General features: G+C 44.8%; 24 protein-coding genes. 22 read left to right on the top strand and 2 right to left on the bottom strand.

Annotation, left to right across the window (positions count from 1 at the left end):
* Positions 1–241 precede the first annotated feature (241 nt).
* From Ami103574_RS10235 to Ami103574_RS10185, 11 genes are all read left to right on the top strand, one after another.
* On the top strand, positions 242–943 hold the full coding sequence (locus tag Ami103574_RS10235) for a response regulator transcription factor (protein WP_163066920.1): 702 nt from the start codon (positions 242–244) through the stop codon (positions 941–943).
* Entirely contained in the window at positions 940–2169 is a 1230-nt protein-coding gene (locus Ami103574_RS10230; protein WP_163066919.1) for a sensor histidine kinase, read from the top strand. The genes Ami103574_RS10235 and Ami103574_RS10230 overlap by 4 nt, the downstream gene beginning before the upstream one ends.
* Positions 2170–2233: 64 nt before the next feature.
* Positions 2234–2929, top strand: a complete 696-nt coding sequence (locus tag Ami103574_RS10225) for an ABC transporter ATP-binding protein (protein WP_163066918.1) — start codon at positions 2234–2236, stop codon at positions 2927–2929.
* Complete coding sequence (locus tag Ami103574_RS10220; protein ID WP_163066917.1) at positions 2913–5273, top strand: ABC transporter permease; 2361 nt, start codon at positions 2913–2915, stop codon at positions 5271–5273. The genes Ami103574_RS10225 and Ami103574_RS10220 overlap by 17 nt, the downstream gene beginning before the upstream one ends.
* A 145-nt stretch (positions 5274–5418) precedes the next feature.
* The gene (locus Ami103574_RS10215) at positions 5419–6828 is read left to right on the top strand and encodes an urease accessory protein UreH domain-containing protein (protein WP_163066916.1); all 1410 of its coding nucleotides are present in this window, start codon (positions 5419–5421) and stop codon (positions 6826–6828) included.
* A 156-nt stretch (positions 6829–6984) separates the two neighbouring features.
* Positions 6985–7560, top strand: coding sequence for a DUF2318 domain-containing protein (locus tag Ami103574_RS10210; protein WP_246213127.1), 576 nt, complete (start codon positions 6985–6987; stop codon positions 7558–7560).
* Between the two features lie 42 nt (positions 7561–7602).
* Positions 7603–10077 (top strand): heavy metal translocating P-type ATPase, encoded by a 2475-nt coding sequence (locus tag Ami103574_RS10205; protein WP_163066915.1) that lies wholly within the window; start codon positions 7603–7605, stop codon positions 10075–10077.
* A gap of 16 nt (positions 10078–10093) precedes the next feature.
* Positions 10094–10831: a hypothetical protein gene (locus Ami103574_RS10200; protein ID WP_246213126.1), complete on the top strand. Its 738-nt coding sequence runs from the start codon at positions 10094–10096 to the stop codon at positions 10829–10831.
* Between the two features lie 49 nt (positions 10832–10880).
* The gene (gene copZ, locus Ami103574_RS10195) at positions 10881–11087 is read left to right on the top strand and encodes a copper chaperone CopZ (RefSeq protein ID WP_163066914.1); all 207 of its coding nucleotides are present in this window, start codon (positions 10881–10883) and stop codon (positions 11085–11087) included.
* 76 nt (positions 11088–11163) lie between these two features.
* A complete protein-coding gene (locus Ami103574_RS10190; RefSeq protein WP_163066913.1) occupies positions 11164–11865 on the top strand; it encodes a response regulator transcription factor in 702 nt (233 codons plus the stop codon).
* Positions 11819–13258, top strand: coding sequence for a sensor histidine kinase (locus Ami103574_RS10185; protein WP_163066912.1), 1440 nt, complete (start codon positions 11819–11821; stop codon positions 13256–13258). The genes Ami103574_RS10190 and Ami103574_RS10185 overlap by 47 nt, the downstream gene beginning before the upstream one ends.
* 49 nt (positions 13259–13307) lie before the next feature.
* Here Ami103574_RS10185 and Ami103574_RS10180 read toward each other — a convergent pair whose 3' ends face one another.
* Positions 13308–13841: an Abi-alpha family protein gene (locus Ami103574_RS10180; protein ID WP_163066911.1), complete on the bottom strand. Its 534-nt coding sequence runs from the start codon at positions 13839–13841 to the stop codon at positions 13308–13310.
* A gap of 386 nt (positions 13842–14227) precedes the next feature.
* On the opposite strand from Ami103574_RS10180, the gene Ami103574_RS10175 reads away from it, so the two are divergent.
* The 7 genes from Ami103574_RS10175 to msrB all read left to right on the top strand — a co-directional run bounded on the left by Ami103574_RS10175 (position 14228) and on the right by msrB (position 21075).
* Positions 14228–14422: a DUF1858 domain-containing protein gene (locus Ami103574_RS10175; RefSeq protein WP_163066910.1), complete on the top strand. Its 195-nt coding sequence runs from the start codon at positions 14228–14230 to the stop codon at positions 14420–14422.
* Between the two features lie 13 nt (positions 14423–14435).
* Positions 14436–15062 carry a hypothetical protein gene (locus Ami103574_RS10170; RefSeq protein WP_163066909.1) on the top strand — a complete coding sequence of 209 codons (627 nt, stop codon included), beginning with the start codon at positions 14436–14438 and terminating at the stop codon, positions 15060–15062.
* A 4-nt stretch (positions 15063–15066) separates the two neighbouring features.
* A complete protein-coding gene (locus Ami103574_RS10165) occupies positions 15067–15624 on the top strand; it encodes a hemerythrin domain-containing protein (protein WP_163066908.1) in 558 nt (185 codons plus the stop codon).
* A 161-nt stretch (positions 15625–15785) separates the two neighbouring features.
* Complete coding sequence (locus tag Ami103574_RS10160; protein ID WP_163066907.1) at positions 15786–17609, top strand: DUF4153 domain-containing protein; 1824 nt, start codon at positions 15786–15788, stop codon at positions 17607–17609.
* 178 nt (positions 17610–17787) lie between these two features.
* The gene (locus Ami103574_RS10155; RefSeq protein ID WP_163066906.1) at positions 17788–18501 is read left to right on the top strand and encodes an ABC transporter ATP-binding protein; all 714 of its coding nucleotides are present in this window, start codon (positions 17788–17790) and stop codon (positions 18499–18501) included.
* The gene (locus Ami103574_RS10150; RefSeq protein ID WP_163066905.1) at positions 18498–20090 is read left to right on the top strand and encodes a putative ABC exporter domain-containing protein; all 1593 of its coding nucleotides are present in this window, start codon (positions 18498–18500) and stop codon (positions 20088–20090) included. Before Ami103574_RS10155 ends, Ami103574_RS10150 begins: the two co-directional genes overlap by 4 nt.
* A 31-nt stretch (positions 20091–20121) precedes the next feature.
* Complete coding sequence (gene msrB, locus Ami103574_RS10145) at positions 20122–21075, top strand: peptide-methionine (R)-S-oxide reductase MsrB (RefSeq protein WP_163066904.1); 954 nt, start codon at positions 20122–20124, stop codon at positions 21073–21075.
* Between the two features lie 98 nt (positions 21076–21173).
* On the opposite strand, the gene Ami103574_RS10140 is transcribed toward msrB, so the two are convergent.
* A complete protein-coding gene (locus Ami103574_RS10140; protein ID WP_246213125.1) occupies positions 21174–21746 on the bottom strand; it encodes an acetylglutamate kinase in 573 nt (190 codons plus the stop codon).
* A gap of 236 nt (positions 21747–21982) precedes the next feature.
* Here Ami103574_RS10140 and Ami103574_RS10135 point away from each other — a divergent pair, with 236 nt between their 5' ends.
* The 4 genes from Ami103574_RS10135 (at position 21983) to Ami103574_RS10120 (ending at position 25328) form a co-directional block, all read left to right on the top strand.
* Positions 21983–22267, top strand: coding sequence for a putative signal transducing protein (locus tag Ami103574_RS10135; RefSeq protein WP_163066903.1), 285 nt, complete (start codon positions 21983–21985; stop codon positions 22265–22267).
* 84 nt (positions 22268–22351) lie between these two features.
* Positions 22352–22549 carry a YjfB family protein gene (locus Ami103574_RS10130; RefSeq protein WP_163066902.1) on the top strand — a complete coding sequence of 66 codons (198 nt, stop codon included), beginning with the start codon at positions 22352–22354 and terminating at the stop codon, positions 22547–22549.
* An 88-nt stretch (positions 22550–22637) separates the two neighbouring features.
* Complete coding sequence (gene pdxR, locus Ami103574_RS10125) at positions 22638–24080, top strand: MocR-like pyridoxine biosynthesis transcription factor PdxR (protein ID WP_163066901.1); 1443 nt, start codon at positions 22638–22640, stop codon at positions 24078–24080.
* Positions 24081–24095: 15 nt separating this feature from the next.
* Positions 24096–25328: a BaiN/RdsA family NAD(P)/FAD-dependent oxidoreductase gene (locus Ami103574_RS10120; protein ID WP_163066900.1), complete on the top strand. Its 1233-nt coding sequence runs from the start codon at positions 24096–24098 to the stop codon at positions 25326–25328.
* The last annotated feature ends 3 nt before the right edge of the window (positions 25329–25331 follow it).

The raw sequence follows: 25331 nt of genomic DNA, 5'->3' as shown, positions 1-25331 counted from the left end.
GTTAATATTATCCTCATATGGGTTTGTCCAACCCATGTTACAGCAGTATTGTAATCCTATATTACCTATAGATATCTAAAAGCCCGCTGGTTGTTCCTATTGGTTTTTGCGTATATAATAGTAGTATGATACCGGGTGGAAGAGCACAACTGCTTGTTTATAGACTCGTACAGCAGGCTTTTGACTGATGGGAAGTCAGAGAGTGTAGAAAAGACGGATCTGCGAAAGGGGAAAAGGCACCGTGAGAAATAAAATTTTACTTTTAGAAGATGATATCAGTTTAGTGGATGGTTTAAAATACGCGTTAACGCGAAATGGTTTTGATGTTGAACTGGTTCGCACAGTACAAGAAGCAGAGAGCCATCTGTCAAATATTAGCGCCTATGACTTACTGCTTCTTGATGTGACTTTACCAGATGGGACAGGCTTTGAAGTCTGCGAAAAGGTTAGAAAACAGGATCAGCAGATACCCATTATATTTTTAACGGCTTCCGATGAAGAGGTTCATATTATCAGAGGATTAGACAGCGGCGGCGATGATTACATCACAAAGCCGTTTAAATTAGGTGAATTGTGCTCCCGGATTCGCGCATTGCTGCGCCGAACCGGTGCGGTCAAGCAAAATAAGAACTCGGTTATAGCGTGTGGTGATATTGCCATTGATTTGTTGGCAAGTCGAGTGGTATTGAGAGGAAGAACCTTAGATTTAACGAGTGCAGAATATCGTCTTATCTGCTTACTCGTCAATAATGTTCAGCGGGTGATAACTCGCAGCAGCATTTTGAATGAGCTATGGGATAGCACAGGGGACTTTGTAGACGACAATACGCTTTCTGTTTATGTGCGACGGCTCCGTGAAAAAATTGAAGTAGATCCCTCTCACCCGGAGCATTTGATAACGGTTCGGGGGTTCGGTTATCAATGGAATGAGGTATCGCTATGAGACTGTTTCGTGACAAACAAATAAAGTTTTTTGGACTTTTTCTTCTTTTGTTTATGTTGTTGACGTTCTTCTCTGGGATAGGATTAAACCTTGTGCAAGAAGAGGAAGTGAAAAATTTATTCTTATCCCATGATCGAGCTATTGCAACGTCTCTGTTAGAGCAGGGCGTTTCCAAAGAGGTGATTGCCAAAGCTGTTACAAATACAGTCAGTAACCAAGAAGGAGAGGATTTGCTTGTTTATATCGGTGTAACCGAAGATACCGCCATCAGGTTTCTCCCTTTTATTGCGGAATTTCAACAAGTATCCAGGTATATGATGATGCTTGTAGGAGCAGGCCTGACCCTATTTCTTTTCGGCGGAACATATTTGTTCTTATGGAAAAGAGATCAGCTTTATCAACAAGGGTTAAAAGTTATTACCCGCTTTACAGAAGGAGATTTTTCTTACCACTTGCCCCAAAGAAACGAAGGGACAATCTATTGTCTCTTTGCTTCGGTAGACCAGCTTGCAACCATATTGCAGTCAAAAAATGAAACGGAACATAAAGCTAAAGAGTTTTTGAAAAATACCATTTCAGATATATCTCATCAGCTGAAAACACCTCTTGCGGCACTTATGATGTACCATGAAATCATTTCCGCGGAACCAGACCAGCTTGAAACCGTGAGCGCATATGCTCAAAAAACGGGCTTGGCCTTAAAGCGTATGGAAGAACTCATTCAAGCCCTGCTGAAAATCACCCGTTTAGATGCTGGCAGCATTGTCTTTGAAAAGGAAAGCTGCTGCATATCAGAATTAGTTGCCCAAGGAATTTGTGAATTAACAACACGGGCGGCCAGGGAAGGAAAAGAAATTATAGTCGACCAAGCACCAGAAGAAACAATCCTCTGCGATTGGCAATGGACAAGCGAAGCTGTTGGCAATATTGTAAAAAATGCCTTAGATCATACCGTCCCAGGTGGAAAAATCCATATTACTTGGAAGCGAACCCCGGCAATGATTCGCCTGATCATATCTGATAATGGTACGGGCATTGCGCCAGAGGATTTACATCATATTTTTAAGCGTTTTTACCGCAGTAAAAAATCACTGGATACCCAGGGCGCAGGTCTGGGATTATCTCTGACAAAATCTATTGTTGAAGGGCAGAACGGTACACTTTCGGTTCAAAGCACCTTGCATGAGGGCACCGTCTTTACTCTTTCTTTCCTTACAGAAATGTAAGCTGTTATTCACCTGATTGTAAGGTAGGCCGGTTATCCTTTTAAGAAAAGGAGGTACTTGACATATGAAAATCTTAACAGTACAGCATATATCCAAAACTTACGGAAAAGGAGAAACATCGGTTCAGGCCCTAAAGGATGTTTCTTTTACATTGGAACAAGGGGAATTTGCAGCGGTAGTTGGTGAATCGGGTTCTGGCAAAAGCACCTTGTTAAATTGCATCGGAGCCCTAGAGCCCCCTACGGCTGGCAGCATTTATATCGACGGGAATGACCTTTTTTCCATGAAGGAAGAGCAGCGGACCATTTTCAGGCGACGTAATATTGGTTTTGTATTTCAGTCTTTTCAGTTGGTGACAGAACTGACGGTTGAGCAGAATATTATGTTTCCAATCCTTCTGGATTACCGCAAGCCAGAGCCCTCGGCTGTAAATGAGATTTTAGAGGTCTTAGGGCTGAAAGAACGCCGTCATCACTTGCCAAGCCAATTATCTGGTGGACAGCAACAGCGTGTTGCTATTGGACGGGCCCTTATCACCAGACCCAAATTAATACTGGCTGACGAGCCCACCGGAAATCTGGACAGTAAAAACAGCCAAGATGTAATCGACTTACTGGTCAATGCGTCACGCCACTACCAGCAGTCCATTCTAATGATTACACATAATAATAATTTGACTGCTGCTGTAGATCGTGTGCTGCGGGTTTCTGATGGTATACTGACCGATTTAGGAGGCAAAGAGAATGAAAAGTTATCTTGATTTGGTCCCTATTTCAGCTAAAGTCCATCAAAGACAAAATAGAATGTCTGTATTTTGCATTGTTTTAGCTGTATTTCTAGTTACAGCTATTTTCGGCATGGCCGATATGTTTATCCGCAGTCAAATTATGCAGGCACGTATGGAATATGGTGACTGGCATATAGCAGTTCGGGATATAAGCGAAGAACAAGCAAAAATAATTTCTGTACGTCCAGAGGTAACAGCTTCTTCCTGGTATGGCGTTCTTAATTTTAGAGGGGATCAGGGATATACCTTATCCGGCAAAGAGGTGGCTATCTGTGGCAGTGAAGAAAGCTGGATTACAGACATGCAAACAGATGTTATTCAGGAGGGAGCCTTCCCTCAAAAAGATCAGGAGGCCGTGATAACCGAAAATGCAAAGACCGCCCTGGGGCTGCAAATCGGAGATTCGATTTTAGTAGATACTCCGGAGGGATCAAAGCTTGAGTTTATAATCTCTGGGTTTTCAAATAATTTTTCAAAGATAATGAAAGAGGATTCATATGGTATTTTTTTAACGACGAAGGAATTTCGTTCTATTTATCCCGGAGTCACCAATGGTCAACCAGCTGACTATAACAGCCTTTATTATATACAATTTTCTGCTCAGGCGCCCATCCAAGAGACCATCCGTGATCTGAAGTCTCAGCTTGAACTTTCAGATAAACAAGTTTCAGAAAACACAGAGCTGCTTGGTTTACTTGGCCAAAGTGGCGACGTGTTCATGTTGCAAATATATGGCTCAGCTGCGGTTTTATTTTCGCTGGTTTTATTGGCTGGCGTGATGATGATTGCCAGCAGTTTGAACAGCAATGTCGCCCGGCGTACAGAATTTTTCGGTATGATGCGTTGCCTCGGTGCTACTCCAAAGCAGGTGATGCGGTTGGTCCACAAGGAAGCTCTTGGTTGGTGTAAATTTGCTATCCCCTTGGGTATTGGCATGGGGGTTTTGGTGATTTGGGTGCTATGCGCGATGCTGCGGTATCTCAGCCCAGCGTACTTTATTGGAATGCCTGCCTTTGGCATAAGTTTGCCAAGTATTCTAGCGGGTATCGGCATAGGGCTTTTTACTGTTCTTCTTGCTGCGCGTTCCCCGGCTAAGAGAGCCGCCAGTGTTTCACCCTTAGCAGCTGTATCAGGCAATGCCAACTCTTTAAAACCGGTGGGCAAAGCCGCCGATACAGCACATTTTAAAATAGATACGTCTCTGGGTTTTCATCATGCGAAAGTGAGTAAGAAGAATTTTATCTTGATGGTCGGTTCCTTTTCATTGAGTATTGTTCTCTTTCTCTCCTTTTCGGTTACCATTGATTTTATGCACCATACCCTTACACCTTTAAAACCCTGGACACCGGATTTATCCATTGTCAGCACAGACAATAGTGGCTTTATCAGCAACGATTTGCTGGCAAATTTGGCAGAGAACCCGTCGGTCAAACGAGTATATGGGCGTATGTTTGCTTATAATATACCAGCTACTATAAATGGTGAAGAGAAAAGGATTGACTTAATTTCTTATGAAAAGTACCAATTTCAGTGGGCAAAGGATTATTTGTTAGGAGGTTCAGTAAAGGCCGTTCAGCAGGAGAACAATACTGGTCTAATGGTCTTCAATCAGCAAAATATGGCACAGATTGGGGATGTGGTCGCGCTACGAATCGGGCAGGACTCATCCAATATTAACATCGCCGGGTTGCTCTCATCCAGTCCCTTTAATAGTGCTCCCGGCGTCGGCACGATTATCTGTTCTGAAAATACTTTTCGACAGCTGACCGGCCAAACAGATTATACAATTATGGATGTGCAGCTATCGAAACACGCAACGGAAGCAGAGGTGGATGAAATTCATCAACTCGTCGGTACAGGGGTTACCTTTTCTGATGCACGGTTAGGAAATCGCAGTGTAATCGGCTCCTATTATGCTTTTGGATTCTTTATCTATGGGTTTATGGTCTTGATTGCTTTAATTACCATATTCAATATTGTAAACAGCATTGGGATGAGCGTTTCCTCTCGGATGAAAGAATTTGGTATATTTCGTGCCATTGGTCTGAGCAATCGTCAGCTGATAAGAATGATTATTGCTGAAGCGTTAACCTATGCAGTTACAGGAAGTATCTGCGGCGGGATGGTGGGATTAATGCTGAACAAGTTTTTGTATATGAAGCTGATAACCTTTCACTGGGGGGAGTCCTGGCGGCCGCCGATTGCGGAAATGATTATTATAACGGCTATCGTCATCTTATCTGTCATCTTAGCCATACGAGGCCCCGCAAAACGCATTCGCAGCATGTCCATTGCCGATACGATTAGCGCACAGTAACAGAAATGAACTTTTTAAATGGTTTCGTTTAAACGGAGCCATTTTTTTGTTGTATTTATTTCTTTAAAGTGTCTATATACATAAAATCTACACATCTCCCTGATAGAATCGGGGCATACAACAAATAAAAGGAGGATGCCGCCATATGGGAACGGGCAAAAAGACAAAGAAGCTGCGTATTGGTGGGATGACCTGTATAAACTGCCAAAATAAAATAGAACGGAAGTTGCGTAATATAGCAGGTGTTACGGCTGCAAAGGTCAGTTACAGCACAGGAACGGCTGATGTAACATATGATGTTGATCTTATTTCCCTGAAAACGATTGTTGCCGCTATTGAAAAACTAGACTATAAGGTTCTGACAAGGGATGAGCGTTCCTCAGCCGATTCTCGTCGTACAGTCGGATTTCTGCTCATCATTGCATCTTGTTACTGGCTGCTAGAACAGTTTGGGATTTTAAATCTCCTGGTACCTAGTCAGCTGGCGGATACTGGCATGGGCTATGGCATGTTGTTTATCATTGGTTTGGTCACCTCCGTTCACTGTGTGGCCATGTGCGGAGGTATTAATTTGTCTCAGTGCATTCCACGCAGTCAAGGAGGAGCTGGAGGGCAAGGGGCTATAGCTACCTTTATCCCGGCATTTTTGTATAACCTTGGGCGGGTGATTTCTTATACCGTCATCGGTTTTATATTAGGTTTTGTAGGCTTGCTGATTGGCGGCGGAACCGGTGCAGGTTTGCCGACCGTTCTGCAAGGAATCCTGAAGCTGGTGGCCGGTGTCTTCATGGTCATCATGGGAATCAATATGCTGGGGCTGTTTCCATGGCTGCGAAGATTTACGCCTCGAATGCCGCAAGTCTTTGCACGCAAGGTACAGGAAGGAAAGATTCGCAGCAAAAGTCCGCTTATTGTGGGGCTTCTCAATGGCTTAATGCCTTGCGGTCCGCTTCAATCCATGCAAATTGTGGCCTTGGCTTCAGGCAATCCTTTTGCGGGTGCGCTGTCCATGTTCTTGTTCAGTTTGGGGACCGTACCGCTGATGCTTGGTCTAGGTTCCATTGTTTCAGCCTTGGGAAAGAAGTTCACCAGCAAAGTGATGACCGTGGGAGCGGTGCTGGTGGTATTGCTTGGGCTGGCGATGCTGTCACAAGGATTCAGCCTGTCGGGCTTCTCTTTTCCAGCTTTGTTTGCTAACAGTCAAGACCAAACAACGGATGCGGCTGAAAACAGTGTTACCATAGAAAACGGTGTTCAGATTGTTCACAGCACCCTTGCTTCCGGCCGTTATCCTAACATCACGGTTCAAGAAGGCTTACCTGTAAAATGGGTAATTGATGCGCCAAAGGGCAGCATCAACGGTTGTAACAACCGCATGTTCATTCAGGATTATGGCGTGGAACATTCTTTTCAGACCGGAGAAAATATTATCGAATTTACGCCGACTAAGACAGGAACGGTTGGCTATAGCTGCTGGATGGGGATGATTCGCGGAAATATTACCGTAATTGAAAAGGCACCTCAGCAGATGGATGCAGATGTAATCGGTGAATGAAGCCGAATAGAAACAAGAATTAAGAGGAGGATATATGTATGGGGTTTTTAATCAGCCATTGGCACTGCATTTTGCCAATCGCCGGCATTGCGGCAGCTATGTTTTTCATGAGGGATAAAGGGGAACGTAAAAACGATTAGATTAAAGGAGAATAAGATGAAATTACGAAAAATACAGAAAAAGAGAGACTTTAAAAAATTCTTTGTCACAGCTGCTATGATGATGTCCTTGGTGCTTGTGCTGGCAGGATGTGGAGCTGGGGCAAGCGGCGGAGGCGGTAATGATGAGGCGGGAGAGGCGGAACGAGTTCAGATTGAGTCAGATGCCGCCCAAGAGGATAACGCCCAGGAGATTAAAACAGGCGAAAGTCTTACCATTCAGACTGCCGATATTACTGAAACGGCCACGTTCTATCCGTTGAAGATTGATGACACGGCCATGGAAGTTCTGGCAGTAAAAGCCGCAGACGGGACAATCCGCACAGCGTTCAATACCTGCGAGGTATGCTATGGCTCCGGCAGGGGATACTATAAGCAGGAAGGGGATACCTTGGTTTGCCAGAACTGCGGTAATCGTTTTAGTACTGATCAGGTAGAAGTTCAGTCACGAGGCTGTAATCCATGGCCAATCTTTGACGAAAATAAAACGACTACGGATGATACCATTACCATTTCTTACGACTTCCTCTCTGAATCTAAAACAGCGTTTGAAAACTGGAAACAGAGCTATTGAATAAAATGAGTAGTTTAGCACAATGAAACGAGGTGATTAAATATGGAAAATCAAGTACTTAGCATACGTGGCATGACTTGTGCGGCTTGTGCTCAACGGATTGAAAAGACCGTGAGGAAGATTTCCGGCATAGCACAGGCAAATGTGAATTTAGCTAGTGAAAAACTGTTTGTGGAGTACGATGACCAGACTGTGGAACTTCCGGCTATTAAAGCTGCTGTAGCCAAAATTGGCTACGAGGTGGTGGAAAAAAGTGATGACAGCAGTGTGACCATCCCTATTGGCGGAATGACCTGTGCGGCCTGTGCCCAACGGGTAGAAAAGGGCATAAAAAAATTAGAAGGAGTGACCAGTGTGTCGGTAAATTTTGCCACAGAAAAGGCAACAGTGGTTTATACTCCTCAGATTCTGCGATTGTCAACTATACGGGAAACCATTGAAAAGACGGGTTATCAGGTCTTGGAAATCAACAAGGCAAATGCTGCCGATGAAGATAAGGTGCGCAAGCAAAAAGAAATCAGGACCCTATGGACCAAGTTTATCGTTTCGGCGGTGTTTACGGTGCCGCTTTTCTACATCGCCATGGTACCCATGCTGACACAATACGGCATTCGACTACCCTATCCGCCTGGGTTGGATCCGATGAACTATCCATTGATCTATGGGTTAATAGAAATTTGTTTAACGCTTCCCGTGCTGGCGGTGGGTTACAAGTTCTACACCATCGGGTTTAAGTCTTTGTTCCGAGGCAGCCCGAATATGGATTCGCTGATTGCCATCGGCACCAGTGCTGCTGTACTGTACAGTATATATAATACATGGCAAATTGCCCAGGGAAACTTCCACGCGGTGGAATCCCTCTACTTTGAAACAGCGGGTGTGATTATCACGTTGATTCTGTTGGGTAAGTCTCTGGAGGCTGTATCCAAAGGCAAAACCAGTGAGGCTATCAAGAAGCTGATGGGGCTTGCCCCTAAAACTGCCCTGGTTATACAGGATGGAAAAGAGAAAGAAATTCCTATTGAGGAAGTAGAAATTGGGGATATTATCGTCGTAAAGCCTGGAGCAAAAATTCCGGTGGATGGAACGGTCATCAACGGACATACCGCCGTCGACGAATCGATGCTGACCGGAGAGAGTATGCCGGTAGATAAAAAAGAGGGCAGCGTGGTTTATGCTGCAACCATTAATACGACAGGGACTTTACAGTTCCGGGCAGATAAGGTCGGTGCGGAGACGGCTCTGGCACAGATTATCAAGCTCGTGGAGGATGCTCAGGGCAGCAAGGCTCCTATTGCAGCCATGGCTGACAAGGTTTCTGGTGTGTTTGTGCCAATTGTCTGCGTTATTGCCTTGATTGCAGGGATTGCCTGGTACTTCCAAACGGGCGGTGATCTTAAATTTGCACTGACCATTTTCATTTCGGTTCTGGTTATCGCCTGCCCTTGTGCACTGGGCCTGGCAACCCCGACAGCCATTATGGTGGGCACAGGCAAGGGAGCCGAGAATGGTATTCTCATTAAGGGCGGCGAAGCCTTGGAAACAGCCCATCAGATTAAGACCATCGTATTTGACAAGACGGGTACCATCACGGAGGGCAAACCCACGGTGACGGATGTGCTGACTACAGGTGGCATTCTTGCTGATACGCTTCTGCAAATTACAGCTTCAGCAGAAAAGAGTTCCGAGCACCCTCTTGGGCAGGCCATTGTCAAAGGAGCACAAGATAAAAGTTTAGAGGTGCTCCAGGTTCAGTCCTTTGAATCCATTACCGGCCGCGGCATTCAGGCACAAATTCTTAACCAGACTGTTCTGGCAGGCAATCGCAAATTGATGGATGAACGGAGCATTTCCCTGGAAGGCATGGAGCAGCAGAGCGACCAGTTAGCAGAAGAGGGAAAAACACCGATGTATGTGGCCCTCGATGGTCAGCTGGCGGGAATCGTGGCGGTGGCGGACGTCGTTAAGGCATCCAGCAAGGCGGCTATTGAGAGTCTGCACAAGATGGGCATTGAGGTGGCCATGATTACGGGAGACAACAAAAAGACCGCCGCTGCTATTGCCAAGGAAGTCGGCATTGACCGAGTTTTAGCAGAGGTTCTTCCTCAGGATAAATCTAACCAGGTTAAAACACTGCAAGCAGAGGGCAAAAAAGTCGCCATGGTGGGAGACGGCATCAACGATGCTCCGGCATTGGCACAGGCCGATATTGGTATTGCCATTGGTTCAGGTACAGATGTCGCCATGGAGAGTGCAGACATTGTCCTCATGCGTTCCGATTTGATGGATGTTCCTACGGCTATCCACCTCAGCAAACAAACTATTCGTAATATCAAGCAGAACCTTTTCTGGGCTTTCGGATATAACGTAGTGGGTATTCCCATTGCAGCCGGACTTCTCCATCTATTCGGCGGCCCATTGCTAAACCCCATCTTTGCAGCAGCAGCCATGAGCTTGAGCTCTGTGTCCGTACTGACAAACGCTTTGCGGCTGAAAAGATTTAAGGCAACACGCTAAGAAAGGACATCGTAGAATGATGAAAAAGAAGATTAAATTGATTGCGGCGGTGGCTGTTATGCAGGTGGTGGCCCTGACCCTTACGGCCTGCGCAGGGGAAATAAAATCCCTGGATGTGGTGGGTAAAGAATCCATTACGACCTTTGATGAGGTCTTAAAGACTGTTCCAGAGGCGGTTTCTGCTGATGAAATGAATGGGGGATGGTCCCTAGTTGCCCCGGATGAATCAGTGCGCTTCATTTGGAGCGAGGATTACAGTCAGTCCCCTATGCATGATGTTATGCTGGAGCTAGATGCACAGCCGTTCCTGGATGCAGGCCTGGACCCTAAAAAGCTGCCGGATAATTACAACGTCTATGAAACCGAATCTGGAGATGGGACCATGCTGATGGTGGGGAGAAAGTTAGGAGCTGATGAACTGACTTATGACGGTAGTGTTACGCCATTGGCCGCTTATGAGCAATTGGTGGGCAAATACCGAGATGCCATCGGCTACCATGCATCCCTTGACCACTATGGGGTTAAGTTGGGTGATGGTAACATGTTTGAATGGGCGAAGGATATGAGCACCAATACATTTGACAAGTCTAATCAAGACAAAGACATTGTATTTGTTCTCAATCCGGAACCACTCCTGGCCGCAGGGGTTGATCCTGAAAAGGTCCAAGGCTGGAAATACGCACAGGTTGAAGTGGAGGAGGATGGAAAGCCTGTACAGGTGTGGAAGTTCTTAAAACCTTTTGACCTCAAGTAGTCAAATCTAGAATCAGTCATTAAAACAATGAAAATTGGAGGTATATATTATGGAAAAAACAGTTATTAAGGTAGAGGGCATGTCCTGTGAACATTGTGTTAAAGCTGTTACCACAGCAGTTAATGGTCTGCCGGGAATTGGCAGTGTGGCCGTGGACTTAAAGGCAGGAACGGTCACCGTAGAGCATAATCCAGAACAAAGCCCCTTGGATAAAATTAAGGCGGAGATCGAAGATCAAGGCTACGATGTAGCCTAACGTGAAAGGTCAGGAACTGTACGCTTGCGGTTCCTGACTTTTGCGTATAAAATAAGGGGAGGTGAGGTGCAGAGGTATGATAAAAGCTGATAAAAATATACTGGTAGTAGATGATGAACCAAAGATTGTAGAAGTTGTTTCTGCCTTGTTGGAAAGCCGTGGCTTTCGTGTGTTTTCCGCAGAAAACGGGGAAAAGGCACTGGAAATCTTTAATCAGGAAAATATATCTCTTGTGCTGTTAGATTTAATGATGCCGGGGATGTCTGGTGAAGAGGTGTGCGCAGCCATGCGCAGAAAGTCAAGAGTCCCTATTATTATGCTGACAGCCAAGGTCGATGAGGAGAATGTGGTAGAAGGTCTGACCCTTGGTGCGGATGATTATATTACAAAGCCTTTTGGCTTGAAGGAATTATATGCACGAGTGGAATCGGTGCTTCGTCGTGCATCCGGGGAGTTGAAACCATTGGCGGTGCGGAATTCCTGGCGGGATGGAGATTTGATGGTCGACTTTGAGACGGATGAAGTACGTAAAAAAGGCGTTGCCCTTTCCTTGACCGCCAGTGAGTTGAAGATTCTATCCACGCTGATAAAGCATCCGGGCAAGGTGTTTACCAGGGAGGAACTTATTACCCTTGCCCTTGGTGCAGATTTTGACGGGTATGACCGAGCTATTGACAGTCATGTGAAGAATATCCGCAAAAAAATAGAAGACGACCCGAAGAGTCCAGTTTATGTACTTACCATCCCCGGACGCGGGTACAAGTTCGGAGGTGAATAAGGTGATTCACCGCTTAAAGACTCAGCTAGCCCTGTCTATTTTGCTGATTCTGCTGATGACCATTGCCCTGATTGGACTTTCCTCTAACTGGTTTATCAGCCACGAATTTGTTAAATATATTCAGGAACAGGAGCATATACGCAGTGAGAACATTTCCGTTGACCTTGGAAGACAGTATGATCCTTTAAAAAAGAGCTGGAATTTGGACTATGTGCATATTATCGGCATGTATTCCCTCTATGATGGTTATATTTTAAAGGTTTCTGATGAGGAGGGGACGGTCATATGGGATGCCGAAAACCATGATATGAGCCTTTGCGGAAAAGTGATGGATGAAGTTTCTACCCGCATGGAAAACCGCGGAGAGCAGGGGAGCTTTATCACCCATACTTATGCTATTTTTCAAGAAGAACAAAAGGTTGGGAATGTTTCCGTGACCTATTACGGCCCTTACTTTTTAAGTGAACATGATTTTTCCTTTCTGAAGACCATGAATACCGTGCTTGTGGTTGCCTCTGTTCTGGCTGGCGTAGCCTCTGTCTTTGTGGGTTTCCTGTTGGCCCGGCGGATTGCTCGGCCGGTTACTCGAACTGCATATATCGCAAAGCAAATTGCAGAGGGGAACTATGAAATACGCTTTGAGCAGGCAACAAAAACCCAGGAACTGAATGAACTTGTCACCGCAATCAATCATATGGCAGAAGCTTTAAGCAAACAGGAAAACTTGCGAAAGCGTTTAACCACAGATATGGCCCATGAATTACGCACACCCCTGACTGCTGTAGGCTCTCACTTGGAAGCGATGATTGAAGGTCTTTGGGAAGCTACGCCTGAAAGGCTGAAAAGCTGTCATGATGAAGTGAAACGCCTTGGCACTTTGGTGGCCGATTTGGAGCGGCTGGCAAAAATCGAAGATGAAAACTTGCTGTTGGACAAGACGAAAATGGATTTATTGGAAGTCGTCGGCATCGTGATGGAGAATATGAAGGCAGAGGCAGAAAAAAAGAAACTATCTCTAAGGGTGAGCGGTGTGGTCTCCGTCGTTTATGCCGATAAAGCCCGGATGCATCAGGTTGTCACCAACTTATTGTCCAATGCTATTAAATATACACCAGAAGGCGGCAGTGTAACTGTTGAGGTTCTAGATCAATCAGACTGCGGTGTGGTGAAGGTAACGGATACCGGCATAGGCATTCCAGAACAGGAACTGCCGCTGGTGTTTGAGCGATTCTATCGGACAGATAAATCTCGAAACCGTAAGTTGGGTGGGGCGGGAATTGGACTTACTATTGTCAAGTCTATCATTGCTGCTCATGCCGGAACGGTTTCTGCTGAGAGTGATGCCAGTGGAGGCAGCAGCTTTACAATCCGTATTCCGAAGGGAGACGTATAGTACCAAGGGCAAAAAAATACACCATGGTTTACATGGTGTATTTCTATAGCTAATTCAGCAAATCTTCTTGTTCATCTAAACTTTCAACAGCAGCCTGTCCGAGGTAGGTCAAAGCAATACTGCCAAACTCCAAGTTGGGAATGTCAAATAAAAAATCATCATTGCCTTGGGCTTGAGCTACAGTTTCTTTAAAGTAAGCGTATAAGGACGAGCCTGAATAATCCTCGTAATTGCCGTTTTCTAATGGCTCTTCATAATCCAATGTGATAAGGCCCTTGGATTCAAGTGCTTCTAAAACTGCTGCCATGCTCTTCACGGTTTCCATGGAATCATCTATATCATGGAGATAAACTGGCGCTAATGCCACGGATTCCAAATGACTGGATTTGCTGCTCTTCAGTACAAATCGAGCTAAGGGTAAGTAAGGAGTCTGTGCTAATTCTTTTAAAAATTCAATTTCTTCATCAGATACTTGGATTTCTGTTTGGTGGTGACCACCATGGCATCCGCCGCAGCTATGCTGGTCTTCATGATTTGTATCGCCGCTGCCATGGCAGCAACAACCTTTATGTGTATTACTCATACTATAATCCTTTCTTTTATGCTGCCACATCAACCTTTCAATTATAAAGAATTGATTGTAGAATGCTTTATTTTGGCAATTGTTAGCCGATGCTAACTTGTTAAAATAGAATAGCATAGGACAACAGGCTTGTCAAGCAGCTCCCAAGCTATAGTTTAAAGGGTATAGGCATAAATATGCAAGGAAAAAATGCAAATTATCGGTGTAATAATTTGTTGGATAGGGGGAATGTAAGCTTTGAAATAAGGACTAGCAGACTAGAATATTTTTAATTTTTTAAAATTCGTTGTATATACAACAAACAGATTGCCCAGTTTATGTTATTATTTAAATATAAAATACAGAACAGCGCATAATAAGAATAAAAAAATAAGGAGAAAAAGAGTATGAAAATAACAGAAGATATGATTATTGGTGATTTAGTTAGAAATTATCCGGAAGCAGTAAGTGTTTTAATGGCACACGGCATGGGCTGTGTAGGGTGCCCGTCGTCCCAGGCGGAAAGCATTAAAGATGCTTGTCACGTCCATGGCATGGACATTAATTCATTGCTTGAAGCGTTGAATAAAGCAGCAAAATAAGGAGTCGAATGATATGAGTGCATTTTTAGGAAAGATTCATTTCTGGCTGTATGATAAAGTTTTACTGCACGAAACGTTGATTGATGCGATCGCGAAAGCTGCAACAGCGAAAGGGTATTCTTGTGAGGACCTTTTGGCTGCAAGCCAGGAGAAGTACGGTGAACCGGTTACAGGTTCTTTAGAAGATCAGATTAATCATTCTAATATTCATGGCTGGCTGCAAGAGCGGATATACAGTGTAGAGAAGAGACTTGCCTTTATTGTCACGGAGCTATTAAAAAACGAGGCCATTACAATAGAGGAAATTTCCGCCATTTTCTATCAGAACGGGGTTCTCGCGGCAAAAGAACTGGAGCTTGGAGAATACACGCCACAGGATTTGTATACACTCATATTTGATCACATGCTGGAAGGTATGCCTTGCGACCATGTTCATGAAATTATTGCAAATACAGAAGATGCTTTTTCTTGGAAGACAACCAGATGCCTTCATAAGGAGCACTGGCAGCAAAGCGGTGGTGAAGTTAACAACTTTTATAACTTTAGAGATAGCTGGATTCAGGGGTTTTTAAGTGTAATGGCAACGGATTACAGCTACGCAAGAGCATCAGATGGTATGAACACTATAAGAAGGGTGTAATGATATGGATGGAATCGCTCTCATGATTGAGGAACACGGCAACATAAAAAGAATGTTGGCCGTAATACGAAAAGCGTGCTTAACTGTTTTAGATGGCCAAGAAATCAATTATGAAGATTTTGCACAGATGACGGATTTTGTAAAGAACTATGCAGATAATCACCACCACGGAAAAGAAGAAAAGTTCTTATTTAATCGCATGATTGATGAAATTGGCGGTGCGGCAGAAAAATTAGTCAAGTATGGAATGCTTGTGGAACACGATTTAGGAAGATTGTATATGATGGACTTGAAAGAAGCTCTTGAAAGAGCTAAATCAGGAGATCCGGAGGCGAAACTAGATGTGATTGCCAATGCTATTTCCTATACTCACCTTCTAACAAGGCATATTGACAAAGAAGATAATGCCGCCTATACCTTTGCAAAACGAGAGTTGCCACGGGAGACCTTGGCTCAGATTGACAAGGAATGTGATTCCTTTGAGCAGGAAGAAGGAGCAAAAGGGACGCAAAAAAAATATCTTCAGATGTTACAGCAACTTGAAGAAAAATACAATTTATAAAGAGGCTTTAAGCCTAGATCTAAATCAGCAGCACGGATGATATATCTGTGTTGCTGATTTAAGATAAACCTATTTTCACAAAACATGGAAAATAGTGCGTATAAGCTAAAATAACGGTTATAAATAGAATAAGACATTCTATTTGAAAGGTGGTGTAACGGATGCATTTTTTTACTCGATCCATGATGAATCTTTTTCAAGGGGTGGTCAGAGCTTTTATCGCCTTTCCCGGTGCTATTTTAAGCGCTCTGGCGTTTGCGGTTGTAACCATGATTCGAATCCAACTAAATTGGCCCCAGCAAGAACCCTATAACTTTTTGTTTAACTGCCTGCATTGGGCCTTTGCCTTGGGTGCGGTGTTCAGCCTAGCAGCTATAACCATCGCCCAAACTCGTTTTCATAAGTCGGCATTTTTGATTACAAACATTCTCAGTGCTGCCGTAGTATTGATAACCTTCTTATTGTTATACTTTTTTGGAGAAGGGGCTGTGTCTGCACGGTACACAGCTATTTCCAGCTTAGCGGCAGCTCGCGTTAATGCTGCCATATTAATTAGCTTTATCGTTTTTATTATCATGGCTGGCTATCCAAAAGAGCAGTCTGATTTCTCACGGTCCTTTTTCATGACTCATAAAGCACTGTTTATTGCTTTGATTTACGGTGGGGTGATTATGGCTGGTGGCTCAGGGGTTGCCGGTGCAGTAGAAGCGCTTCTCTATCATGATATGAGTGGAAAAGTGTACATGTATATAGGGACTATAGCTGGATTCCTAGCCTTTACAATTTTTCTGGGATATTTTCCAGATTTCCATAAAGGAGTTGTGGATTCCCATCGTGAAGTGGCACAGAAACAACCGCGTTTTATTGAAGCGTTGCTGAGCTATATTCTTATTCCAATCTTATTCGCCCTGACGGTGGTCCTTTTCTTGTGGTCTGGGCGGACTATTTTAACCGGTACGTGGCCGTCATTTAATCAGCTTGCAGGCATTGCAACGGCTTATTCTGCCATTGGTTTATGGCTTCATGTAATGGTCACTCATCACCAGTCGGGGATCGCTGGATTTTATCGGCGGTACTATCCTTTTGCAGCCCTGATTATCCTTGTTTTTGAAGCTGCAGCATTTTTTGTTCAATTAGGAAAATATGGACTGAAAGTTACAGAATATTGGTTTATGCTCATTTGGGTTGTTGCTGTCCTGGCGGCACTTCTGCTCCTCTTCTTACGAGCTAGATCCCATTCTCTGATTGCGCTTTTCATCTGTGTCATAACGGCTTTTTCCGTCTTGCCTTTGGTGGGGTATCATAGTTTGCCTGTAACAGCTCAAGTGAACCGGCTGGAAAAACTGCTTACCAGCCAAGGCATGCTTGAGAACAGCAAGTTGGTGCCTGCAAAGCAGGAGCCTGAAAAGTCTGTGCGGGAAGGGATAACCGATGCCGTTTATTACCTTGCCAGCACGGAAGATGGCAAGCGGCCGACCTGGTTCAATAACAATCTAGATGAACAGGATATCTTTGAAACTTCCTTTGGGTTTGAACCGGTGTGGCCGGACCAGGAGGACGGGACCGGAGGGTATTTTGGCACCTCCTTATATTTAAAAGCAGATGCAGTAGATATCAGTAATTACAAATGGGGGATTCACTTACAGGGAGAAGAGGCAAGAGTTGCAGGAGAGAAAGGAGCTTATACGATTCAGTGGAAAGTTGATTCGAAGGACAGCCTGCCTTTCTTGAGCATTAAATTAAATGATCAAGTTATTCTGGAAGATGACATGAGCAGTTATATTGATAAAATAACCGCCAAGTTCCCTCCAGGCCAGCAATCAGATACCAGAGAAGCAGCACTGGACGATATGAGCCTGGTCCTTGAAAATGAAGAGATTACGGTGCTGCTTGTCTTTAATACCGTACAAATTAATGTGGATCCAGTCGAAGACCACATCTATTATTGGCTGGATTTAAACACAATCTATCTAAATGAGAAATAATAAAATTGGATGTAAGAAGAGCTGCCCTCATAAAGCGATTAAAAGCTGGCTTGGGTGCAGCTCTTTTGCTTATGCCTCTGCTTGCTTGTCTAAAGATACTTTTTTTGATATATTATAATGATAAATATAATACTAAACGATAGAGAAAAATATTTTTCTGTTTAATAAGGGAGATTTTATGATTGACGTTAAAGACATGACAAAAAAATATGGCAAGTTTGTCGCCACCGATGGCATTAACCTGTCGGTAGGCGCAGGCGAGGTAGCCGTGCTTCTTGGGCCAAATGGGGCTGGGAAGTCGACTCTAATTAAATCAATCTGCGGCCTCCTGCGCTTTGATGGCTCTGTCACCATCGACAGCCAGGAAAACCATTCCACTGCGGCAAAGCAGCTTTTGGGCTATGTGCCGGAGTTCCCGGTGCTCTACCCGATGCTGACGGTGGCGGAGCATTTGGAATTTATCGCGAAAGCATATCGGTTAAGCACCTGGGAGGACAGGGGGGAAGAATTGCTCCGGCGATTTGAGTTGGATGATAAAAAAAAGAAATTAGGCAAAGAGCTGTCAAAGGGCATGCAGCAGAAGTTAAGTGTGTGCTGCGCCCTTCTTCCTCAGCCGAAGGCCATCATTATGGATGAACCCCTTGTGGGCCTTGATCCCCATGGGATTCGTGAACTGAAAGAGGTGATTTCGGAGCTGCGGGACAGCGGCTGCGCATTGCTGGTCAGCACCCATATGATTGAAAGTATGAAAGACAACTGGGATGTGACCTATATTATGGTTAAAGGCCGAATCGAACGGGTTTGCCGCCGGGGAGAACTGGATGCAGACCAAAGCCTGGAGGATGTTTATTTTGCCATTACGGAAGGAAACGGCAGGGAGGATGCAAGATGAGCAGTCTTTTTTTCCTGCTGATAAGGAATGTAAAAAATAACTTTCTGGAGCTTTTGCGAAAACCGGCGAAGCTGATTCTATGGATCTTTGTCATCGCCATGCTTGGCGGGATGCTTGTCCTTTCTACGTTTACCCGTGAAAGTGGAGGGAATGCCCTTGATATCTTCTGGCTAAAAGGGATTCTTTTCTTACTTGTTATGTTTTTTGTCGTTCTAGCTATACAAAAAGGGTTGTCAAATGGTGACGTCATCTTTGATATGAGTGATGTTAATTTACTCTTTGTCTCCCCGGTCAGTCCTCGTTTGATTTTGATGTATGGAATTGTCCGCATGGCAAAGATGGCGTTTTGGGCAGGCTTTTTTATCCTCTTTCAAAGCAATTCTTTAAGTAGCAGCTTTGGCATTGGTTTTCAATCGGTGCTGATTTTGCTGCTGGGATTCATCCTGGCGGTTTGCCTGTTGCAAATTCTATCGCTTTTAATTTACAGCTTAACAAATGGCAAGCCTGGGCGAAAACTCCTGGTGAAGGTGATTTCTGTGCTGGTCTTTCTTCCATTAATCGTGTACTTTGGCATGCAGTTTTTAAGAACGGGCAAGTTGATTTTGGCTCTTCATAACACATTGCTTTCGCCAGTTGCTTCTTGGACGCCGGTGGCAGGCTGGGCATCAGAGGGGGCTATTTCACTGATCTCTGGTCAGGTGGGAAACGGGCTATTATTTTTCGGACTGATGGTGGTTGCAGGTGCCTTGCTGATTTTGTATATTGCTTTGAGCAATCCAGACTATTACGAAGATGTACTAGTTGCTACGGAAACAGCCTTTGAGAAAAAGCGTGTCGTCTCTGAAGGGCAGATTAATACGGAAGCTTCCTCCACGAGAAAAGTGAAGGTGTCCAAAACAGGAATCAGTGGCTTTGGCGCAAGCACGATCTTTTATAAGCATTTACGGGAGTCTTTCCGCGCAAATCGATTTGGTCTTTGGGGGCTGTCGTCCGTTTTCTCCGTACTTGGTGCAGCCTTGTTTGCTCTTTTTCTGCGAGGCGAGGGAGGCGGATTGATCACGCTCCTACAGGTGCTGATGTGGATGCAGATTTTTCTGATTGGAACAGGCCGAGGCTTGAAAGAGCTTTATATGCATTATATCTATTTGATTCCAGATAGCTCTTTCCGTAAAATTGTCTGGAGCAATCTGGAGATTATGTTTAAAGTTTTGGTGGAAAGTATTTTTGTTTTCTGCATTGCGGGTTTTATCATGAAGGCATCGTTTCTACTGATTTTAACCGCTATTGCCGTCTACACATTATTCTCATTTTTGCTTTTAGGCATCAACTATCTTTCTCTGCGATTTACGGGAGCGGATATCAGTGCGGGGCTGTTGATTGTTATTTATATGATTGCCGTCATTGTTATCATGCTGCCCGGACTAGTTGCTGCTTTTGTCATCAGTTTTCTATCCGGTGGAGGCAGTGTGTTGCTTGGATGCGGAGCACTGGCATTGTGGGAGCTCTTCGCCGGTTTGGTATGCTTTGCTTTCTCAAAAGGCGTGTTGCACTCTTCGGATATGCCTGTGTTAAAGACGGGAAAGCGATAAAAGAAATATAAATTATGAAAAGAGGTGTATCATGTCAGAAATTTATCTTGCGGGCGGTTGCTTTTGGGGAACCGAAAAATATCTGTTATCTATTCCAGGGGTTTTGTCTACCCAGGTGGGCTATGCAAATGGTAAAACCAAATGCCCTACCTATGAAGAAGTGTGCCGGGGAAATACGGGACATGCGGAAGCGGTGTACGTTGTTTATGATGCCGAAATCATTCCGTTAGCATTTTTACTGGAGTTATATTTTGAATCCGTTAACCCGGTCTCCGTTAACCAACAGGGCGGGGATGTGGGTATGCAGTATCGGACAGGGATTTACTATGTGGAGGATAAAGACCTGCCAGTGATTGAACAAGCCATTGCACAACTGCAAGAACGATACAGCAAACCGATTGCCATTGAAGTAGAGCCGCTGAGTAATTTCGCCCCGGGGGAAGAATATCATCAAAAATACTTAGATAAAAACCCAGGCGGTTATTGTCATATTCCAAGGGCAAAGTTTGAAATGGCGGCAAAGGCTATTGTAAACCCGACCCTCTATAAAATGCCAGAGCAGGATACATTGCGTAAAAACCTGACAGAAACCCAGTATCAAGTGACACAAAATAGTGCTACCGAACCGCCTTTTCAAAATGAATTCTGGGATCGATTCCAGCCGGGGATTTATGTAGATATTACGACGGGAGAACCGCTCTTTACTTCCAGCGACAAATTTGAATCCGGCTGCGGCTGGCCCAGCTTTTCAAAACCCATCGATCCACATGTCGTTCAGGAAAAGCAAGATACTTCTCATGGCATGTACCGGACGGAGGTTCGAAGCCGTACCGGCAATGTTCATTTAGGTCATGTATTTAATGATGGACCGAAGAATACCGGCGGATTGAGATACTGCATTAATAGTGCATCTCTGAGGTTTATCCCTCGAGATGCTATGGAGCAAGAGGGTTATGGCTATCTTTTGAAATGGATTGCAGAATAAGCTAAAATTCCCAGACACCTAAAGGTGAACTGGGAATTTTTACATGTAGGTGAAGGCTGCACAGTGATTTTTCAGGCCAAAAAAGATATGTGTAAAGATTAGATACAGGATTGCTTCAGAATCCCGCAAGTCATCAAATCGGCCATTGCTAATGCCTCCGCCTGAATGCTGCCGAATTGTTCAACCCCGGCTTCATATTGACCGGTCAGAATCTGTACGGCTTCCTCCTTGGTCATGTGCAAGTGATCAAAGAGCAGATCCTGCCAAAGCTTCTCCTTCCAAAACGGATTAATAGAGGCTAGAAAATGGGCGATGTCTTCCGCATTGGCATACCACTTCTTTTTCTGACTTTCGACCTCGGCTTTATTGCCAACTTTGGCCGCATTGACTAGTTGTCCGGCAATCATAATATGTTCGGTGAGGAGATTGGCAAATTGAGCAGCGGTTTGTTCCCCGTACAGCGGACGGAGCGCATCGGCAAAATCTTGAGGATTTTGCAGCAGTCGTTGGGTCACAAACGGTAAATCCGGCAAGCCAAATGCCGTGCTGAGGATGAAGAATCGGGTCCAAAGTACATGCTCCATCCAAAGTTGGCGGTTCATATTGGATATTCGTAATTGTGCGTATGTCAAATCACCATTGGCATGGCAGAAAGAATTTAGAAACATCATAACCCTCCTTTGAGGTATATTTTATTATATATAATAGGTTGTGAGGCAGCTTTTATTATTTATAAGCAAGAAAACCCCACTCTACTTAATATATGACAGAGCAGGAAGAACGGTGTTTCTGAAGCCAATCAGGGCTTGAAAACAGCCTGACTTTCGGCACATATTTGTTGCTTTATTTGTTGTAATTTATCATCATTCCGGCTATAATCGATTTATAAAGGGGAGGAGGCCGCAGGATGTGGAATAAAAAAGAGAAAAAAGAGTGGCGCAGCGGTGTTTATCTGTGCACAGCTAAGGATAGTTTTGAAGCGGACTTACTAGAATCTAAACTGCGCAGTGAGAATATTCCGTGTGAAAAACGGTATCAGGGAGCCAGCAACTTTTTAGAGATTGCGCTGGGTGCAAACAGCGCCTATCCCATCGATATTTATGTGCCGGAATCAACCTTAGAGGATGCCAGAAACATTATTGTACCCGTTCCTTTGGAAGAATGTGACATAGAAGATATTGATTTTGAGTGAAAAATAGTATATCATATAAGAATAGAGCAAAACAACGCAATTAATGGATGTCGACAGGCGGCGGTGTAAAGAAGGTGTTTGATAATGGATGGAATTTTATCTTCGTATATGGGTATGCAGGCTCAGCAGCTCCAGCAGGCAGTGTCTATGTCTGTACTAAATATGGCGATGGGCTCTCAGAGCCAGGTTATGGAGGACATGCTGGCCAATATACCGGAGACGGTTCAACCTGTGCCAGTGGCACCGGGAGAACTTGGTTTCAATCTAGATATATACGCATAGGCGTAAAAATAGGCTGAATGGTGGCGGCTGCATAGAAGGAATGGTGCATTCTGATATGCGGTCGTTTTTTATTGGAGTAGGAGGGCGTATGAAAGCAATCATTCCGGTGCTTGATGAAAGTTCATCTCGGCCGCTTTATTTGCAGCTGTATGATCACATCAAGAAAGAAATTTTAGTTCATGAGATGAAGCCTGACGAAAAGCTGCCCTCTCTGCGAAGTCTGGCAGAAAAGTTAAAGCTGAGTATTACCACGGTAAACCTGGCCTACAGTCAGCTAAATGTGGAAGGCTATATTTACAGCAAACCCCAGTCAGGATATTACGTAAGCAATATTTCCCGCCTTAGTGACATACTAAAGGAAGAGCATAAAGGTCAAGGCGCAATGGTTGCCAGGGAAGGAAAGGAGTATTCTTTATTTCCCGTGGATGTAGAAAAGAGGGATCAGTCGGCAGTCTTTCAGTATGATCTGTCTTGTTTTGATTTTAATAAATGGAAGAAGTGCATGAACAAAGTGCTGACGGAATATCCCCAGCTGCTGATGTTTGAAAGCGACCCTCAGGGGGAGTTAGCGCTGAGGTATGAGATTTCCAAATATATTTATCGTTCCCGCGGAGTCGTGTGCAGCCCAGAGCAGATTGTTATCGGTGCTGGAACACAGCAGATCACCAGCCACCTGTGCCTGATTTTGGCTAAACTGGGCATTAATCACGTGGCGGTAGAGGAACCGGGGTATCTGCCGGTAAAAAATATTTTTCGGGACCGGGGATTTGTTATGACGGCGGTGGATGTAGACCAAGACGGCATACAGATTCATCGGCTGCCGGCTAATATTAAATCAGCGGTTTACGTAAGCCCCTCCAACCAGTTTCCCACTGGAGCTGTCATGCCCATCGCCAAGCGATATCAGTTGTTAGAATGGGCTGCCCACAACGACAGCATTATCGTAGAGGATGACTATGACAGCGAACTGCGATATTTCGGAAAGCCTATTCCTGCCTTGCAGGGGTTGGACAGTCACCACAGCGTAGTCTATCTGGGCTCTTTTTCCTCTACGCTGTTCGCCTCTATCAAAATCAGCTACATGGTGTTGCCGGAATATATGGCAGAATTTTTTAGAGATATCAGCCACGGCTATACCCAGACCTGTTCCAAGACGGAGCAGATTACGCTGGCTTTGTTTATGGAACAGGGCCTCTATCAGACTCACATCCGCAAGCTGAGGCAGCTATACGCCCGCAAGCTGCAACGAGTGCTCAGTGCTATCAATCTGTACGGCAAGGATGTGATCCGCCCTACCAACACCTATTCGGGCATTAACATGATTATCAATGTAGAAAGCAAAAAAGAACCGCAGGAGTTGTGCAACGAAGCTCGACAGCTGGGGGTAGCAGCAACCCCGGTGTCTATTTATGCAGATGATACCCCGGGCAGGCAATCTACAGCCCTGGTATTCTACTACAACCAGATTCCTTTGAACCAGATGGAAGAGACCATTCAGGCCTTGACGAAAATATGGACGGCAGAGAGCTAGAAAGAGAGAAAGACCATGGAGGACAACAACACATACGACGTAATTATTATTGGAGCAGGGGCCGCTGGCCTGTTTTGTGCCGCTTCATATGAAGTGCCAGTCAGAGGCCTGATTTTAGAAAAATCGCCTTCTGCCGGACGAAAATTGCTCATGTCTGGCAGCGGGCAGTGTAATCTGACCCATGGCGGCGACATCAAAGACTTTGTGAACCACTATGGGGATAAGGGTGGAAAGATCCGCAGTGTTCTATACAAGTTCAATAATCAGGCCCTGCGAGACTTCTTTGAAAGCAGAGGACTGCCTCTTGCTGAGCGAGAGGACGGCAAAGTCTTTCCGCGTTCATTATCCGCTAAAGATGTGCTGAAGCTGCTGCTGGACTGTGGCAGCCAAAAAGGCTTCCAGTTGGCTTGCCAGCAAAAGGTCTGCCGTATAGAGCCAGTAGATGGCGGCTATACTGTTTTCTGTGAAGACGAAGCTAGCAACATTCAACGCCGTTATTGCTGTCGCAAACTGGTGGTAGCTGCTGGAGGCTGCTCCTATCCCACTACTGGCTCCGACGGCAGCATCTTTCCACTTCTGGCTCAGCTAGGCCTGGAAATTGTGCCGCCCAAACCGGCTTTGGTGCCCATCTTTGTACAGGACTATCCTTATGGAGATCTGTCGGGCACCTCTTTTACTCAGGCTGTTGTCAAAATCGGGGGGAAGGAGATTCAGGGAGGCTTGTTGTTGACTCACACTGGATTCTCCGGTCCGTCTATCTTGAATTTATCCCGATATACAAAAACAGGAGGGACTTTACAAATTAATTATTTCCCGGGAAAAAGCACAGAGGAAATTATTTCCGGATTAAAGAAGAATGTTCCAAAAAGTAGTAAACAGGCGGCACATTTTCTGTTAGAATATGTAGGGACAGCCGGGTCAAAACGCTTTGCGGAGACCATCTGCCAACGAGCCGGAGTGCCTTGCACGGCGAAAGCTTCCAGCTTGAGCGGCAGTCAGCTGAAAAAACTGGGGGAGCTTTTATCCAGAGACACCTTTTCCATCAGTGGAACAGGGGGCTTCAATACAGCCATGGCTACAGCAGGCGGAGGAGCTTTGACAGAGATTCAGTTGAAAAACATGGAATGCAGGAAATACCCGGGACTATTCCTCATTGGAGAAGTTCTGGATGTGGATGGTGATACCGGCGGTTACAACTTGCAGTTTGCTTGGTCCAGCGCCTATGCGGCGGGACGGAAGAGCAGCTAAAAT

The sequence above is a fragment of the Aminipila butyrica genome, assembly GCF_010669305.1.
Lineage (GTDB): Bacteria > Bacillota > Clostridia > Peptostreptococcales > Anaerovoracaceae > Aminipila > Aminipila butyrica.
The sequence above is the reverse complement of the archived record's forward strand: the minus strand, read 5'-3'. Positions and strand labels throughout refer to the sequence as shown.